19 protein-coding genes are annotated in these 14,382 nt (G+C 73.6%); 9 read left to right on the forward strand and 10 right to left on the reverse strand.

What is annotated here, in order from left to right:
* The first annotated feature begins 49 nt into the window (after positions 1-49).
* A complete protein-coding gene (locus tag ACFYYN_RS16175; protein ID WP_500546309.1) occupies positions 50-1,027 on the forward strand; it encodes an ABC transporter permease in 978 nt (325 codons plus the stop codon).
* A gap of 46 nt (positions 1,028-1,073) precedes the next feature.
* Here ACFYYN_RS16175 and ACFYYN_RS16180 read toward each other — a convergent pair whose 3' ends face one another.
* On the reverse strand, positions 1,074-1,868 hold the full coding sequence (locus tag ACFYYN_RS16180) for an SDR family NAD(P)-dependent oxidoreductase (RefSeq protein ID WP_500546311.1): 795 nt from the start codon (positions 1,866-1,868) through the stop codon (positions 1,074-1,076).
* A 55-nt stretch (positions 1,869-1,923) separates the two neighbouring features.
* Here ACFYYN_RS16180 and ACFYYN_RS16185 point away from each other — a divergent pair, with 55 nt between their 5' ends.
* Together ACFYYN_RS16185 and ACFYYN_RS16190 are read left to right on the forward strand one after the other, a co-directional pair.
* Entirely contained in the window at positions 1,924-3,330 is a 1,407-nt protein-coding gene (locus ACFYYN_RS16185) for an amidase (protein ID WP_500546312.1), read from the forward strand.
* Between the two features lie 5 nt (positions 3,331-3,335).
* Positions 3,336-3,905 carry a TetR/AcrR family transcriptional regulator gene (locus ACFYYN_RS16190; protein ID WP_500324745.1) on the forward strand — a complete coding sequence of 190 codons (570 nt, stop codon included), beginning with the start codon at positions 3,336-3,338 and terminating at the stop codon, positions 3,903-3,905.
* A gap of 15 nt (positions 3,906-3,920) precedes the next feature.
* On the opposite strand, the gene ACFYYN_RS16195 is transcribed toward ACFYYN_RS16190, so the two are convergent.
* Positions 3,921-4,481, reverse strand: coding sequence for an ester cyclase (locus ACFYYN_RS16195; protein WP_500436761.1), 561 nt, complete (start codon positions 4,479-4,481; stop codon positions 3,921-3,923).
* Positions 4,482-4,608: 127 nt separating this feature from the next.
* Here ACFYYN_RS16195 and ACFYYN_RS16200 point away from each other — a divergent pair, with 127 nt between their 5' ends.
* From ACFYYN_RS16200 to ACFYYN_RS16215, 4 genes are all read left to right on the forward strand, one after another.
* Positions 4,609-5,223, forward strand: a complete 615-nt coding sequence (locus ACFYYN_RS16200; protein WP_500546313.1) for a TetR/AcrR family transcriptional regulator — start codon at positions 4,609-4,611, stop codon at positions 5,221-5,223.
* Positions 5,224-5,371: 148 nt separating this feature from the next.
* Positions 5,372-5,641, forward strand: coding sequence for a hypothetical protein (locus ACFYYN_RS16205; protein ID WP_500356626.1), 270 nt, complete (start codon positions 5,372-5,374; stop codon positions 5,639-5,641).
* A 218-nt stretch (positions 5,642-5,859) separates the two neighbouring features.
* Complete coding sequence (locus tag ACFYYN_RS16210; RefSeq protein WP_500356625.1) at positions 5,860-6,003, forward strand: hypothetical protein; 144 nt, start codon at positions 5,860-5,862, stop codon at positions 6,001-6,003.
* 82 nt (positions 6,004-6,085) lie between these two features.
* Positions 6,086-6,667: a chloramphenicol phosphotransferase CPT family protein gene (locus tag ACFYYN_RS16215; protein ID WP_500546314.1), complete on the forward strand. Its 582-nt coding sequence runs from the start codon at positions 6,086-6,088 to the stop codon at positions 6,665-6,667.
* On the opposite strand, the gene ACFYYN_RS16220 is transcribed toward ACFYYN_RS16215, so the two are convergent.
* Both ACFYYN_RS16220 and ACFYYN_RS16225 read right to left on the reverse strand, forming a co-directional pair.
* The gene (locus tag ACFYYN_RS16220) at positions 6,657-7,496 is read right to left on the reverse strand and encodes a helix-turn-helix transcriptional regulator (RefSeq protein ID WP_500324756.1); all 840 of its coding nucleotides are present in this window, start codon (positions 7,494-7,496) and stop codon (positions 6,657-6,659) included. The two genes, ACFYYN_RS16215 and ACFYYN_RS16220, sit on opposite strands and share 11 nt — an antisense overlap.
* 254 nt (positions 7,497-7,750) lie before the next feature.
* Positions 7,751-8,143, reverse strand: a complete 393-nt coding sequence (locus tag ACFYYN_RS16225) for an SRPBCC family protein (protein ID WP_500546315.1) — start codon at positions 8,141-8,143, stop codon at positions 7,751-7,753.
* Positions 8,144-8,317: 174 nt separating this feature from the next.
* On the opposite strand from ACFYYN_RS16225, the gene ACFYYN_RS16230 reads away from it, so the two are divergent.
* The gene (locus tag ACFYYN_RS16230; RefSeq protein ID WP_500324760.1) at positions 8,318-9,298 is read left to right on the forward strand and encodes a D-cysteine desulfhydrase family protein; all 981 of its coding nucleotides are present in this window, start codon (positions 8,318-8,320) and stop codon (positions 9,296-9,298) included.
* Between the two features lie 13 nt (positions 9,299-9,311).
* On the opposite strand, the gene ACFYYN_RS16235 is transcribed toward ACFYYN_RS16230, so the two are convergent.
* Positions 9,312-10,073: an alpha/beta hydrolase gene (locus tag ACFYYN_RS16235; protein WP_500546317.1), complete on the reverse strand. Its 762-nt coding sequence runs from the start codon at positions 10,071-10,073 to the stop codon at positions 9,312-9,314.
* On the reverse strand, positions 10,070-11,257 hold the full coding sequence (locus ACFYYN_RS16240) for an MFS transporter (RefSeq protein ID WP_500546318.1): 1,188 nt from the start codon (positions 11,255-11,257) through the stop codon (positions 10,070-10,072). The genes ACFYYN_RS16235 and ACFYYN_RS16240 overlap by 4 nt, the downstream gene beginning before the upstream one ends.
* Before the next feature lie 72 nt (positions 11,258-11,329).
* On the opposite strand from ACFYYN_RS16240, the gene ACFYYN_RS16245 reads away from it, so the two are divergent.
* Complete coding sequence (locus ACFYYN_RS16245; RefSeq protein ID WP_500546319.1) at positions 11,330-12,088, forward strand: DeoR/GlpR family DNA-binding transcription regulator; 759 nt, start codon at positions 11,330-11,332, stop codon at positions 12,086-12,088.
* A 60-nt stretch (positions 12,089-12,148) separates the two neighbouring features.
* Here ACFYYN_RS16245 and ACFYYN_RS16250 read toward each other — a convergent pair whose 3' ends face one another.
* The 4 genes from ACFYYN_RS16250 to ACFYYN_RS16265 form a co-directional block, all read right to left on the reverse strand.
* A complete protein-coding gene (locus tag ACFYYN_RS16250) occupies positions 12,149-12,658 on the reverse strand; it encodes a Dps family protein (RefSeq protein WP_500546320.1) in 510 nt (169 codons plus the stop codon).
* A 146-nt stretch (positions 12,659-12,804) separates the two neighbouring features.
* Positions 12,805-13,242: a Fur family transcriptional regulator gene (locus tag ACFYYN_RS16255; protein ID WP_500324767.1), complete on the reverse strand. Its 438-nt coding sequence runs from the start codon at positions 13,240-13,242 to the stop codon at positions 12,805-12,807.
* A gap of 72 nt (positions 13,243-13,314) precedes the next feature.
* Complete coding sequence (locus ACFYYN_RS16260) at positions 13,315-13,524, reverse strand: DUF2180 family protein (protein ID WP_500546321.1); 210 nt, start codon at positions 13,522-13,524, stop codon at positions 13,315-13,317.
* A gap of 121 nt (positions 13,525-13,645) precedes the next feature.
* Complete coding sequence (locus ACFYYN_RS16265; protein WP_500546322.1) at positions 13,646-14,272, reverse strand: TetR/AcrR family transcriptional regulator; 627 nt, start codon at positions 14,270-14,272, stop codon at positions 13,646-13,648.
* Between the last annotated feature and the right edge of the window lie 110 nt (positions 14,273-14,382).

Here is a 14,382-nt window from a genome sequence, read left to right on the forward strand (position 1 = left end):
CGCCGGGGACGGAGCTCGGCCTTTCGGAGGGTGCGATGAGGGTAAGCCGATGACTGCCCCCTCCGGGCTGTCACGTTTCCGGCCGGCCGTGGTCATCGTCCTGCTCCTGGCGGTGGGGGCGGGGCTGTTCGCCGGTTCGTACAGCTTCGCCATGGCGCATCCGACACCGCATCACATCCCGATCGGCGTCGTGGACGACTCCCCCCAGCTGCAGAAGTTCGTGGCGGGCATGGACTCGGGCCTGAGCACCGAACTGCTGCAGCGCCGCTTCGCCACGCGGGCGGCCGCCGTCGACGCCGTCGACCGGCAGCATGTGTTCGCCGTGGCGCAGACCAGGGCCGGGGGCGGCGGCGTCTCGTTCGACCTGGTGCCGGCCGCGGGGGCCTCGGTGGCGCGTGTGCTGGCGGCGGCGGCCCCGGTGGCGGCCGCGCAGGCAGGGGTGCAGCTGAGCCTGGGCGACCTCAGACCGCTGCAGCCCGGCGACCCGCAGGGGCTCGCGATCTTCTACATCACGCTCGCCGCGGTCATCGTGGGCTTCCTGGGCGCGGTGCAGCTGACCGTGCACGCGTCGGAGCTCAGACCGCTGGAGCGCTTCCTGACGATCGTCGCGTACTCCGCGCTCGGAAGCCTGTCCATCGTCGCGGTGGTGGACTGGGGGCTGCACGTGCTGCGGCTGCCCTTCCTCCAGTCCTGGGCGATCCTGACCCTCACGATGGTGACCTCGGGGCTGGTGTTCACGGCGTTCTACATGCTGTTCGGCAAGTGGGCCATCCTGCCGACCTGGTTGCTCATGGTGCTGCTCGGCAATCCGTCCTCGGGCGGGGCGGTGTCCTGGCTGCTCCTGCCCGAGCCGCTGGGGGCCGTCGGCCGCTGGCTGCCGCCCGGGGCCTCGGTCAACGCCCAGCACAACGCGATCTACTTCGCCGAGAACCAGTACGCCTTCCCGTACCTTGTGCTCTTCGGCTGGGCGGTGGCGGCCGCCGCGGTGGCGTGGACCTGGCGGCGGCGCCGGTACCCGCAGATGTGACCCCGTACGGTCGTACCGGACGGCGTCACACCCGTACGGCGGCCGCTCAGCGGCGGTGCCGCTGCGCCGTCACGATGTCCCGCGTCGCACGCTCGGCGGATCCGCTGAGCCGCTGGACGCGGGCGGCGAAGACCGGGAACTGCCCGGCGACGGCGCTGAGCAGGCGCAGCTCGGGCGGGGCCACGTTCACCTCGCCGAGGTTGCGTTCGACGGCCCGGACGACCCCCGCCGTGACCTGCCGGGGCGTCACGGTACGCGCCCCGGCGGGCGCCTTGGCACCCGTGTCGGCGAACATGCCCGCGTCCCGGACGAATCCGGGCTGGACCAGGGACACCCCGACACCGGTCCCGTGCAGGTCCTCGCGGAAGCCGTGGGCGAAGCCGCGGAGGCCGAACTTGGTCGCGCTGTACAGGGAGGTGGACCGCGAGGCGGCCTTGCCGGACAGCGAGCCGATGAGGACGATGTGGCCCTGCCCGGCCCCGACCATGGCCGGCGCCAGCAGCCGCGCCAGCAGGACCGGTGCCCGCAGGTTCACCATCAGGGCGCGGTCGAGCTGGTCGGGGGAGTAGTCCAGCAGCTCGCCGCTGCTCGGCAGGGCGGCGTTGGCCACGAGGACGTCGACGCCGGCGCACTCGGCGGCCAGCCGCTCCACGTCGGCGCGATCCGCGAGGTCGGCGGGGACGGCCCTCGCGTCCAGGCTCTTGGCCAAGGGTTCGAGGACGTCGGCGCGGCGCCCGCTGAGGGTCAACCGCGCGCCCCTGGCGGCGAGTTCGCGCGCCATGTCCTGGCCGAGCCCACCCGTGGCACCGGTGAGCAGAACAGTTGCACCGGCGATGCGCATCCGTCTAACCTCCCGTCTCGTTCGTTCGAACGAACAATAGGGAGAGGGGGCGGCCGTGTCCACTGCCCGTACCGAGGGGCTTGCGGCGCAGGCCCGGGCGCTGCGCGAAGGCGATGTCACCGCGGCGGAGCTTGTGCGCGTGACGCTCGGCCGCATCGACGCCACCCAGCCGACCGTCAACGCCTTCCGCCGCGTGCGTGCCGAGGCCGCCCTGGCGGAGGCCGAGGAGGCCGACCGGCGGCTGGAGCGCGGCGAGCGGCTGCCGCTGCTGGGCGTCCCCGTCGCGATCAAGGACGACACGGACCTGGCGGGCGAACCGACCGCGTTCGGTTGCGCCGGGGCCTTCCCGGCCAAGTCCGAGGACGGCGAGGCGGTACGGCGGCTGCGCGCGGCCGGCGCGATCGTCGTCGGCAAGACCAACACCTGTGAGCTGGGGCAGTGGCCGTTCACCGAGGGCCCCGCCTTCGGTGCCACCCGCAACCCGTGGGACCTGGGGCACACTCCCGGGGGTTCCTCCGGCGGCGGCGCGGCAGCGGTGGCCGCCGGGGTGGTGGCCGCGGCGCTGGGCTCGGACGGGGCGGGTTCGGTCCGCATCCCCGCGGCGTGGACGCGTCTGGTGGGCATCAAGCCGCAGCGTGGCCGGGTCTCCACCTGGCCCGACGCCGAGTCCTTCCACGGCCTGACCGTCAACGGCCCGCTCGCCCGCACCGTTGGCGACGCGGCGCTGCTGCTGGATGCCGCCGCCGGACAGCACCCGGGCGACCTCCACCGGCCCCCGGGCATCGCCGCCGTCGAGGCGGCCGGACGCGAACCGGGCCGGCTGCGGATCGCAGTGTCCTGGCGGCCCCCGTTCGTCGCCGCCCGTGCCCCGCTCCACCCGTCCGTGCGCCGCGCGCTCGGGGACCTGGCCGACGCCCTCGCCCGGCTGGGCCACGAGGTGGAGGAGGCCGAGCCGCGCTACGGCCTGATCGGACTGAGCTTCCTGCCCCGCGCGTTCGCCGGCATCAGCCAGTGGAGCGACCGCGTCCCGGACCGTACGCTCCTCGACCCCCGCACCCTGACCGCCTCCCGGAACGGGCGCCTGCTCGCCGGGGCCGCCCTGCGCCGCGCCCGCCGCGCGGAGGGCGGCCAGCACCGCCGGATCGGCGAGATCTTCTCCCGCTTCGACGTGCTCCTCACCCCCGCCACCGCCACCCCGCCCCCGGCCGTGGGCGCCATGACCGAGCTGTCCGGGCGGCGCACCGACCAGGCGGTGATCGCGGCCTGCCCGTACGCCTGGCCCTGGAACGTGCTCGGCTGGCCCGGCATCAGCGTCCCGGCGGGCTTCGGCGACGGCCTGCCGGTGGGCGCCCAGCTCCTCGGGCCGGCCCACAGCGAGCCCCTGCTGATCTCGCTCGCCGCACAGCTGGAGAGCGATCAGCGCTGGTACGAGCAGCGCGCCCCCGCCGCGGTGACACAATGACAGGCATGCCCAACCCCGCCGGCACCCGCCAGAACATCATCAGTGCCGTCCTGCGGATCATCGGTCAGGACGGTGTCGCCGCGGTCACCAACCGGCGCATCGCCCAGGAGGCCGGGGTGTCCCTCGGCTCGGTGACCTACCACTTCGCCACGCAGCACGACCTGCTGCGGGAGAGCCTGCTCCACTTCGTGGAGGAGGAGACCGGCCGCTTCACCGAACTGGCCGCCCGGGGGCAGGAGGAGGGCATCGACCTCAAGGGTGCCGCCGCGCTGGTGGGGCAGGTCGCCGAGGGGACGGGCTTCGACAGCACCCACCTCGCGCCCTTCGAGCTGTACGTCCAGGCCGGCCGCGACCCCGCGCTGCGGGACGCCGCGGCCGAGTGCTTCGCCGCCTACGACCGGCTCGCCGCGTCCGTGCTGACCGCCCTCGGCGTGCCGGACGCCGAGGAGGCCGCCTCGACGGTCGTGGCCCTGGTGTTCGGGATGCAGCTGCGCCGCCTGGCCACCGGCAGCTCGGCCGAGAGCCTGGTCGACGCGCTGCTCCTGCTGGCACGGGGCGCCTCGGGCGCCCGCTGACCCGGGCCCGCCGGACTACGCGCGCGCCTGCCCGGCCGCCTCGGCGGCGAGCTTCGTGACCTCGTCGGCGGCCCGCTTGGCGCGTCCGGAGACCTTCCAGGCGACCATGCGCATCGCCACGGCCGGCGACGGGGGGAAGACGCCGAGCTGGCCCAGCATCGTGACGTCGTCACGCAGCGCCTCGTGCCGGACGACCTTGCCGTCGCGGAGGTCGAGCAGGTGCACCTGCTCGAAGTCGACCTCGCGCCCCGTGGGAGGGATCGCCTGGTCGAGGACGCCGTCCCGGAAGCGCACGAACGGGCCGGTGTGCCGTCCCTGCATGCGCAGCCGGATCCAGACCTGATCGTCGTTGCGCGCGATGCCCAGCACGGGGAAGCGCAGGTCGCTGAAGGCCGAGCGGAGCCACGCGCCAGAGGCCAGCGTCCCCGCCGGGCCGGGTGTCGAACAGGCCGCGGGCGAGACGGCCGCCTCCCGGTTGTGGTTGTCGGCGCCCACGACCTCGGCGGCCAGCGCCGCGTCGCCCGTCTCCAGGATCCGGAAGAGCCCTTCGGCCAGGTCCTTGGCGTCCATCGCCATCGTTCCCACCTTTCGCCCGCCCGTCCTGCGGGCCGGTCTCACCGGATGCGCGAGCCGCGCATCCGATATTGAGGTTATAGAGGACCGATTGGATAGGTCAAAGCGGCACTGATAGTAGGATGACGGCATGGTCACCAAGCGCGCATACGTCTCCCCGCTCCGTGAACAGGCCGCGGCGCGGACGCGTGCGGTGATCCTCGAACAGGCGGAGCAGCTCTTCGCCGAACGCGGCTACGGGCGGGTGACCGTCGCGGACATCGCGGCGGCGGCCGGGGTCGCGTCGAAGACGGTCTTCGCGAGCGTCGGCAGCAAATCGGACGTCCTGGACCGGATCGTCGACAAGGCCGTCGTGGGGTCCGGTTACGAGGGGGCCGTCGCGCGCATCCTGGCCGTACGGACGCCCGAGGGCGTCCTCCGGGCGCTCGCCGGCGGCACCCGGGCGGGCAACGAGAGCCAGTTCAAGGCGCACGAGGCGATTCAGAAGGCGTTGCCCGTGCATGAGAACGGCGAGGCGCTGTGGGAAAGGGCGACGGCCGACTACCGGGAGGCGCTGCGCGCGGTCGCCCGGCATTTCCTGGCGGTGAGCGCACCCGCCCCGCGCTACTCGCCGGAGGAGACCGCCGACCTGCTCTGGTTCTGGTTCGGCCCGACCGGCTGGCGCACGCTCGTGGTGGAGAACGGCTGGTCGTGGGACCGGGCCGAGGAGGTCCTGTACCGCACGGCGATGGACGCCCTCGTGTGAAACCGCGGCTTCCCGAGCGTGGAGGAATGCGGGGGGAATCGCGTGATGATGTGTCACAAACCCGGTCCGGGTGTCACTCGTTAAGGCGATCCGTGGATTGACGGGCGTTCACCGGGGAATGCGTTCTGGCGAAAGGGAGTGATTCTTCATGGATTTGAAGATTCGCAGGCTCGTTTTCGGTGCGGGAATGCTGGGAGTCGTGCTGGGCACCGTGGTCGGGGTGCTCTCGGCGGGCACGGTCTACAGCGTCGTCGTCGGCGCGTTGCTGTGCGCGACTGCCGGTGTCGTCGCGGTCCTCTACTGGGGCGAGCACGGAGGCGCCCGGCGCCGACGTGCCCGGTGGGCCCAGCGGCCGGAGCAGATCCCGCACCCGCGGCGGTTCGGGCGGCTCGACGGTCCCGACGCCTTCCGCTACTGACCCGACGGGGCGCGGCGCCCGGGACCGGAACCGGGACGCGGGAGCGCCGGCTTCCCCGGCGCCCCCATACAACGCCCGAAGCGGGGAAGGCGGGCATCCGACGCCACAGTGGAGGTGCCCATGTCGCCCGTGTCCCCCCGTGTCCACGACCGCCGCCACCCGTCCGACGCCCTCGCCCGCAGTCGGCGAACGTCCCTGCCGCACGCGGAGGATCTGCGATGATCGCCGCATTGGTGCTCGGGCTGCCGGTGTTCCTGCTCGGGCTGATGCTCGTCCTGTCCGCAGTGGAGGACCGGATCGTGAGTCCTCCCCCCACCCAGCCGTCGGCGGGCCCCAACGCGCCCGGCACGCAAGCGCCGTAGGGCGACCGCCCACCACGGCCCCCGGCGGTCCGGCGGCGGAGGAGGCACGTTGCCCGAAGCCGGCGCAACCCCTGATACCGATGTGACCACCGATACCGGCGCAACCACCGAAGCCGGGCCAGGCGGCCTCATCGTCTTCCTCAACGGGACGTCCAGTTCGGGGAAGTCGAGCATCGCCAGGGAACTGCTGCTCACCCTGGACGGGACCTACTTCCACATGCCGGTGGACGCGTTCCACGCCATGCGGTCCCGTCGCGAGGTGGGCCCGGAGGAATTGCCGGGCGTACTGCGGCGCACCTGGCGGGGATTCCACCGCGCGGTCGCCGGCATGGCCGCCGGGGGCAACAACGTGGTGGTCGACCACGTCCTCAGCGAGCCCTGGCGCCTGCGGGACTGCCTCGGGCTGTTCCCCCCGAGGGACGTCGTCCTGGTGGGGGTGCACTGCTCGCCCGGGGAACTCCGGCGGCGCGAACGTGAGCGCGGGGACCGCCCCGAAGGCCTGGCGGCCCGTCAGTCCGGACTCGTCCACGCCCACGGCCTCTACGACGTCGAGTGCGACACGACCGAGGCCTCCGCGGCGGAGTGTGCCCGCCGCATCCGTGACTTCCTGCCCCGCAGGCCGTTCCCGACCGCGTTCGAGCGACTGGCGGCCGTCACCCGGTGAGTTCCTGGGTGCCGAGCACGGTGAGCAGCGCCAGGCGGTCGGCGTCCTCGGTGCCGGGTTCTGCGGTGTAGACCATGATGCGCAGGTCGCTGCCCGTCACGGTGAGCACGTCGCAGTCGAGGGTCAGCGGGCCCACGCGCGGGTGGTCGAACGTCTTGCGGGCCGCCTCGTGGCGGCCGACCGCGCCGGCGTCCCACAGCTCGGCGAAGCGGTCGCTGTTCGCGCGGAGGTCGGAGACGAGCCGGCGCACCTGCGGGTCGGCCGGGTAGCGGTCGGCGGCCGCGCGGAGGTCGGCGACGAGCGCCGACTCGAAGGCGGCCAGGTACTCCGGGGTGCGCCGGATCCGCTCGCCCCCGCCGACGAAGTGGTTCCAGACCCCGTTGCGCTGGTTGCCGCGCCACCCGGACGGATCGCCCATGAGCGCCGCGTACGGGGGATTGGCCACCAGCAGCGTCCAGGACGCGTCGTAGACGGCGACCGGGGTGCCGGTCAGCCGGTCGAGCAGACGCTGGACGCTGGGCGTGATGTAGGCGGGGACGGTGTCCGGCCCCGGGGGCGCCAGACCGGCCAGCTGGAACAGGTGCCCGCGCTCGTCCGGGGACAGCCGCAGCGCCCTGGCCAGGGCTTCCACGACCTGTGCCGACGGATGGGAGGCCCGGCCCTGTTCGAGCCGGGTGACGTAGTCGACGGAGATCCCCGCCAGCTGGGCCAGTTCCTCCCGGCGCAGTCCCGGGGCACGCCGGTGCCCGCCGACCGGCAGCCCGGCGGCCTCGGGGGCCACCCGCTCCCGCCACCGCCGCACCGCTCTGCCGAATTCCGTCGCCGCCATGCCCCCAGTGTGCTGCGCGGGCCGCGTGGGTGCCTGGTACCCGCAGTCCCAGGAGGTCCGGCGACGGTGGCACGGGGCCGGCCCGGGGCGACCGCCGACATTTGACTCAGTCCAAACTGAGATTTACGTTGGGATGCACGAGGGAACGGAGTCCGGGTCCGCTGGGACGTGCGTCATCCCGGGAGCCGTCCTCTCGCCCCGGCGGTGCGGCCGGCGCCGACAGTTGGCCCCGGCGCCCGGACGCGCCGCCGGACTCAGGCGGTGACCATGCGCGACAGACGGTGCAGGCTGTCGTCCAAGGCCTGGTCCACGACGTCCTCCGGCGGCGCGATGCTCTCGTCGGAGAACGACAGGTGGATGGTCACCTCGCTGGTCCGCTCGTCGGTCCGGTCCACCTGCAGCCAGCCCGCGTAGCGGTCGTCCTCGCTGGTACCCCACTCCAGCCGTTTGTGCGCGCGGTCGGCCCGGAAGAGCGCGGCCGCGTCCCGTCCGGTGTCGTCGTCGTGCACGGTGACGGCGGGCGGTTCGGCGGCGTGGACGTGCAGCTCGTCGGGGAGCCAGGACTCGATACGGCCGAGGTCCTCCGCCCGGTCGAAGACGCGGTCCGCGGAGGCCGACATGTTCATGGAGCGCTCGAACTCGCTCACGGCGATCCCACCTCCTCAGGGGGAGACTTCAAGTGTCCCTTCGCCGCGAGGAGGCAGCCACCGGGCCCCCTTCCGCCCTTCCGGAGCGGCGGGCCGCCCGGCAGCGCCCACAATGGACCCCACCGGCGTCCGGAACGCCGGTCACCACCGTCGTCTGACCCTGGAGCGCAGCCGATGCCCGGCAAGATCACGCTGTCCACCTGGCCCACCCCCGTCGAGCCCATGCCGCGCCTGGCCGCCACCCTCGGCCTGGGCGCGGACGACCTGTGGATCAAGCGGGACGACCTCACCGGGCTGGGCGGCGGCGGCAACAAGGTCCGCAAGCTGGAGTGGACGGTCGGCGAGGCGCTCGACGCGGGCGCGGACACCCTGGTGACGGTCGGCGCGGCGCAGAGCAACCACGCCCGCCTCACCGCCGCGGCCGGCGCGCGCCTCGGGCTCGACGTCGTCCTCGTCTTCCCCGGCAAGGAACCCGAAGCCGGGTCCGGCACCGGCAACCTCGTGCTCGACGGCCTCTTCGGCGCCAGGGTCGTCTGGGCCGGCGACGCCGAGCCCGCCGACCTCGCGGGCGTCGCCGAGGAGGTGTGCGGGCAACTGCGCCGCGAGGGCGCGCTACCCCACCTCATCCCCTTCGGCGGATCCAGCCCGACCGGGGCCCGCGGCTACGTCGAGGCCGGTGAGGAGCTCCACGCCCAACTGCCGGACGTCGCCCACGTGGTGGTGGCGCTCGGCTCCGGCGGCACCATGGCCGGTCTCGTCGCCGCACTGGGTGAGGAACGGGTCCTGGGCGTCCACTGCGGCGCCGTGACCGGACCCGCCGCCATCGTGGCGGACCTGGTGGGGGAGGTCGCCCACCGTGCCGTCGCCCCGGACTCGCTGCGCATCCGCACCGACCAGGTCGGCGCCGGCTACGCGACGCTCCACGAACCGGTCCTCGAGGCGATGCGTACGGCGGCGGCCACCGAGGGCATCGCCCTGGACCCCACCTACACCGGCCGCGCCATGGCCGGTCTGGCCGCGGCGGTGCGCGACGGCGACATCCGCCGCGGGCGGCGCACCGTCTTCCTGCACACCGGCGGCCTGCCCGGGCTGTTCGGGCACGCCGAGGCCGTACGCCGCTCGGTCGCCGCGCTGCGGCCGTACGAACGGGGCTGACGGGCCCGGAGCTTCACGCCGCGTCGCGCAGGACGGCGTCGACGAAGCGGCCGCGCGGTTCCGGGTTGCCGGTGAACCACAGGGCGAGCCGGTGCTCCGCGTCCGGGTAGGTGAGCCGGGTGAAGCGCGCGCGGGAGCCCCCGAGCGCGGTGGCGACGGCCTCGGTGACGGCGGGCGGGATCACCGTGTCGGCGGCCGGGGTCGCCAGGACCGCCCGGCCGGACAGGGAGCGGAAGACGTCGAGGGCGGGCGAGTTCCGCCAGCTCTCCGGGCTCCGGATGATCTCGGTGAAGCCCGCCCCGAAGGGCACGGTCCACGCGTCGGCCGCGTACACGGCAGGAGCGCACAGGCCGACGGACGCCACCCGTGCACCGTAGTGCCGCGCCAGGTCGGCGACGGTCTGCCCGCTCATGCTGAAGCCGATCACGGCCAGGCGGTGCCGGGCCGGGACTTGTCCGTCGATGACGGCCCGGGCCTGGAGGAACCGCCGCCTCAGGCTGGAGTCCGCGAGCAGGCCGGTGCTGTCGCCGTGCCCCGAGAAGTCGAAGGCGAGCGCGTGGTGACCCCGGGCGGCGACGTCGCCGAGCAGGCCGGTGAGCCGCTGCCTGTCGCTGGTTCCCGCGCCGTGCAGGACGACGGCCGTCAGGGCCCCGGCCGCTCCCCGGTCGTCCGTGACCGGGCGCGCCGCCGTGCAACTGAGGGTCTCCCCGTCGCAGTCCACGGTGAACGACTCGATCGTGGCGGGGTTCCCGCCGGTGCGTTCGGTGCCGGTCATGCCGCCGAGACCTCCTGGTGCGCCGGTGCGGTGCGCGCGGGCGGCCGCAGGATGCCGGCCGCCGCGGCCGCGACGGCACAGCATGCCACGGGCAGCAGGAAGGTGATGTTGAGCGGCATCAGATGGGTCAGCGGCCCGATGACCGCCGGCCCGGCGAGCATGCCGAGGTAGCCGAGCCCGGCGACGCGGGAGACGTTGGCGCCCGCGGCGGCGGGGTCGGCGTGGCCCGCCGCGCTGAACAACTGGGGCACGCAGCCGGACAGTCCGGCGCCGAACACGGCCCAGCCGGCCACCGCCAGGGGCACCCAGGGTGAGAGGGCCGCCGTGAAGAGCCCGGCCGCGGCCACCGTGGCGCCGCCCCGCAGGACGGCCAGGGGGCCGAGCCGCGTGGCCACGCGGTCCACGACGAACCGGCCGGCCGTCATGGCGGTGGAGAAGGCCCCGTAGGCGAGCGCGGCGGTGGCGGCCGGCGCGTCCAGCACGGTGCTCAGGTGGAGCGTGCTCCAGTCGTTGGCCACCCCTTCGCACATCATGATCATCAACGCGAGCACGGCGAGTGCCCAGATGCGCCGTGGCGTCCGCCGGCGGACCGGAGCCTTCGCATGCTCCGTACCGGGGGCGTGGGTTGCGGGCCGCAGCAGGGCGGGTGCCGCCGCGACAGCGACGACGACGCCCAGCGCCGCGACGACCCCGAGCGTCCACGCTGGGCTCCAGCCGCTGCTGAGCGTGCGCGCGCCCGCGAGCGCGGCCAGGACGCCGCCGATGGAGAAGGTGGCGTGGAAGGCCGACATGACGGGCCGTCCGTAGCCGTGCTCGACCTGGACGGCGTGGGCGTTCATGCTGACGTCCAGGCTGCCGTTGCCGATGCCGAGCAGCAGGAGGGCGGCCCCCAGGGTCCAGGCGTCGCCGGCCAGGCCCGGCAGGACGACGGTGGCGCTGCACAGCGCCGCGCTGACGGGCACGACCGTACGGGCACCGAGGCGGTCGGTGAGCGGGCCGACGATCTGCATGCCCGCGAAGGCCCCCGCGCCGAGCAGCAGCAAGAGCCAGCCGAGCGTGGCATGGCCGATCCCCGTGCGGTGCTCGATCTCCGGGATGTGCACGATCCACATGCCCAGCACGAAGCCGTTCAGCACGAAGTAGGCGAAGGTGGCCATTCGGGCGGCCCGAGGTGCTGTGTTCACGCTTCGAACATAGCGAACATCGATTACTTTCGAAACCTTGCCTTTTGAACATGCCTGCTGTTCAATGCGCTCATGGCTGGTACCGACCGACTCAGGCAGATCACCGAGGCCGTGCAGGAGGCGGGGCGCGTCGGCGTCGCCGAGCTGGCCGTCCTCACCGGCGCCTCGGAGATGACCGTCCGCCGCGACCTGGAGGTGCTGGCCGCCCAGGGTGTCCTGGAGCGCTACCGGGGCGGCGCGCGGAGCCTGCTGCTGCGCGGTGACGAACCGCCCTTCGGGCTCCGGTCCCAGGAGGGGCAGGAGGGCAAGCGGCGCATCGCCGCCGAGGTCGCCGGGCTGATCTCCGACGGCGAGGCCGTCGTCCTGGACAGCGGTACGACCTGCCTGGAGGTGGCCCGGGCGCTCGAAGGGCGCCGGCTGACGGTGATGCCCCTGTCCCTGCACTCGGTGAACGCCCTGACCGGCGCCCCGCAGCTGACCCTGCTCGTCCCGGGCGGCCGGCCGCGGCCCGGTGAACTGGCGCTCACCGGCCCGCTGACCGAGGCGTCGCTGGCCGCGCTGCGCTTCGACACCGCGGTGATCGGCTGCTGCGGTCTCAACGCCGCCAACGGCCTCACGGCCTACGACCTGGACGACGCCGCCGTGAAGCGGGCCGCCATCGGCTCCGCCCGCCGCGTCATCGCGGTGACGGAGGGGGCCAAGCTCTCCCGTACCGCCCTCGCCTTCGTCGCCCCGGTCACCGCGTTGCACGCCGTCGTCACGGACGACTCCGCGCCGCAGGACGCGGTCGGCGCACTGACCGCGGCGGGTGTCATGGTCCGGCAGGTGTGACCACGCTTCCGTCGTCCGACCTCGTCAGGGTGTCCTGCCCGCGCGGAATGCGACGGCAGGTCAGACGTGGGCGAGGCGGTCGCGCAGCATCCAGGCGTGCTTCTCGACGGACTGCAGCGTGGTGTTGACCAGGTCCCCGGTGGCCGGGTCCTCGGCGCCCGTGGCACTGGATGCCGCGCGCAGCACGCATCCGACGGTGTTGAGGCGGCCGAGGACGAGGGTCGCGGCGCGGGTGTCCTCGATGCGGCCCGCCGGGAACTCGGGGAGCGTCGTGGTCCGTGCCACGGTGTCGCTCCTGCCGTCTGGGGTGGCGCCGACGGCGCGCGTCCGCTCGGCGATCTCGTCCGCCGCTTCACGGGCGGTCGCGGCGATCTCGTCCAGTTCCAGGTGCAGGCTGCGGAAGCCGCGGCCGACGAGGTTCCAGTGCGCCTGCTTGGTCTGTGCGTGCAGTTCCAGCAGGTCGACGAGGACGTCCTGGAGGGTGGCGGCCAGCGGTGCGGAGGCGGTGAACGGGGCGGCGTCGAAAGCGCGGCGCCGGTTGGTGGGGGAGGCGTGCAGGGTCGTGGTCACGATGGACTCCGTTCCCATGGGCGGGCGGTGTGCGGTGCGTGCCGCGAGGTCCGCGTCCGGCCGGCAAGGTGGGGGGTGAGGGGGCCGGTGGCGGCCTTCGTCCTGGTGCGCTTCCCACACTACGCCTAGATTGGACCCGGTCAAATCTAGATGCCGGTGGCGGCCTTCTGGCAGTCGGCGCACAGGCCCCACCAGGTGATCTCTGCCTCGTCGATGACGAAGCCCTTGTCCTCCACGGGGTCCAGGCAGGGGGCCGCGCCGACCGTGCAGTCGACGTCCTCGACCCGTCCGCAGTTGCGGCAGACCAGGTGGTGGTGGTTGTCGCCGACGCGCAGCTCGTAGCGCGCGGCGGAACCGGCGGGCTCGATGCAGCGGATCAACTGCACCCTGGTGAGGTCGTCGAGCACGTTGTAGAGGCCCTGCTTGGACAGTCCGCCCGCGCCCGGGGAGCCGACGCCGATCCTCGCCTCGAGCTCGGAGGCGGTGGAGTGGGGGTGGCCCTGCAGGGCGCTGAGGAGGGCGCGGCGCTGTGCCGTACTGCGCAGCCCCTTGCTCTTGAGCAGGTCGCCCACTGACTGCTCCATGGCGGCGTCACGCTCCTTCGTGCACGAGATTTGACACAGTCAATTTTAGTGCACGTGTCGCCGTGGCCGTGCTCACTCGGCGGTCTCGGCCGTGTGGCAGGTGGCGCAGACGACGCGGCGCGCGGGCAGGCGGCTGGTCGCCCGGCCGAGCCCGCGGGGCTGGTGGACGGGGAGGCGGACGACGCGGGAGTGGTCCGCGCAGGTGAACAGGCCGCAACGGGTGCAGACGCCGATGCCTTCGCTGTCGTGGCGCGCTTCCTGGGCGCAGTCGTAGCACTTCACGCGGGTTCGCTCCGTGGGGTGGGGGGAGGGGCGCGGCTCTCGTCGCCCGCCCCTCGAACGTAAAGGCGAGAATTGACCGAGTCAAATCTCGGGCCGTACGTGTTCCGCCGTACGGAAGGACTCAGGCCTCCGGGCGGCGGTAGGTGCCGTACCACTGCGACCCGGCCAGGTCGCGGGCCACGGCCTCGTCCCGGGACGGGTCGCCGATCGCCACCTGACGTGCGATGACCTGCTCACCGCCCCAGGCCAGCACCTGCGCCGCGGCCGTCGCGTCCACCCCCCGGTGGAGGCGGCCGGCCTCCTGCTCCTCCTCGATCAGCCGGGTCATGTGCCGGGTGAACCGGTCGATCTCCCGCGCCCTGGCCTCGCGCATCTCGGCGTCGTAGGCCGCCACTTCGGCGATGGCGGCGAGCAGGGGCCCGCGCTCGCGGTAGTAGCGCAGCTGCTCCGCGTAGATCGCCGCCAGGCCGTCGGGGCCGCCGTCCGGCCCGGTCGGACGCCAGTCGCCGCCGATCCGGAACAGCTCCTCCTTCATGTGGGCGGTCAGCCGGATGAGCAGGTCGGTCTTGTCCCGGAAGCACAGGTAGAAGGTCGACCGGGCCACGCCCGCCTCCGCGGCGATCCGCTGGACGCCGAGCTCGGTGAAGGTGGCGCCGGCCTGGAGGAGCCGCTCGGTGGCGGCGAGGACCGCCGCCTCGGAGTCCGCGCGGCGCCTGGTCTGGCGGGTCGGGCGGGTGATCGATGCCATGTGTGCTGCTCCCTGGTTGACCGGACGCCCATTCTCTCCGTCCCCTAGGTCACCGTACTGTCTCGGACACTGTGTCCGACACTATGTCGTGCATACTGTCCGATGTGCCC

Origin of the sequence: Streptomyces sp. NPDC001902 (genome assembly GCF_042891295.1) — a bacterium.
In the GTDB taxonomy this organism is placed as follows: Bacteria; Actinomycetota; Actinomycetes; order Streptomycetales; family Streptomycetaceae; genus Actinacidiphila.

Excerpts from the sequence above, each read along its gene's own strand:
- ACFYYN_RS16205 (WP_500356626.1), top strand. The coding sequence starts at position 5,372 with ATGGATTTGAAGATTCGCAGGCTCGTTTTCGGTGCGGGAATGCTGGGA.
- ACFYYN_RS16245 (WP_500546319.1), top strand. The coding sequence starts at position 11,330 with ATGGCTGGTACCGACCGACTCAGGCAGATCACCGAGGCCGTGCAGGAG.
- ACFYYN_RS16200 (WP_500546313.1), top strand. The coding sequence starts at position 4,609 with ATGGTCACCAAGCGCGCATACGTCTCCCCGCTCCGTGAACAGGCCGCG.
- ACFYYN_RS16195 (WP_500436761.1), bottom strand. The coding sequence starts at position 4,481 with ATGGCGATGGACGCCAAGGACCTGGCCGAAGGGCTCTTCCGGATCCTG.
- ACFYYN_RS16175 (WP_500546309.1), top strand. The coding sequence starts at position 50 with ATGACTGCCCCCTCCGGGCTGTCACGTTTCCGGCCGGCCGTGGTCATC.
- ACFYYN_RS16180 (WP_500546311.1), bottom strand. The coding sequence starts at position 1,868 with ATGCGCATCGCCGGTGCAACTGTTCTGCTCACCGGTGCCACGGGTGGG.
- ACFYYN_RS16190 (WP_500324745.1), top strand. The coding sequence starts at position 3,336 with ATGCCCAACCCCGCCGGCACCCGCCAGAACATCATCAGTGCCGTCCTG.
- ACFYYN_RS16255 (WP_500324767.1), bottom strand. The coding sequence starts at position 13,242 with ATGGAGCAGTCAGTGGGCGACCTGCTCAAGAGCAAGGGGCTGCGCAGT.
- ACFYYN_RS16235 (WP_500546317.1), bottom strand. The coding sequence starts at position 10,073 with ATGACCGGCACCGAACGCACCGGCGGGAACCCCGCCACGATCGAGTCG.
- ACFYYN_RS16220 (WP_500324756.1), bottom strand. The coding sequence starts at position 7,496 with ATGGCGGCGACGGAATTCGGCAGAGCGGTGCGGCGGTGGCGGGAGCGG.
- ACFYYN_RS16265 (WP_500546322.1), bottom strand. The coding sequence starts at position 14,272 with ATGGCATCGATCACCCGCCCGACCCGCCAGACCAGGCGCCGCGCGGAC.
- ACFYYN_RS16210 (WP_500356625.1), top strand. The coding sequence starts at position 5,860 with ATGATCGCCGCATTGGTGCTCGGGCTGCCGGTGTTCCTGCTCGGGCTG.
- ACFYYN_RS16230 (WP_500324760.1), top strand. The coding sequence starts at position 8,318 with ATGCCCGGCAAGATCACGCTGTCCACCTGGCCCACCCCCGTCGAGCCC.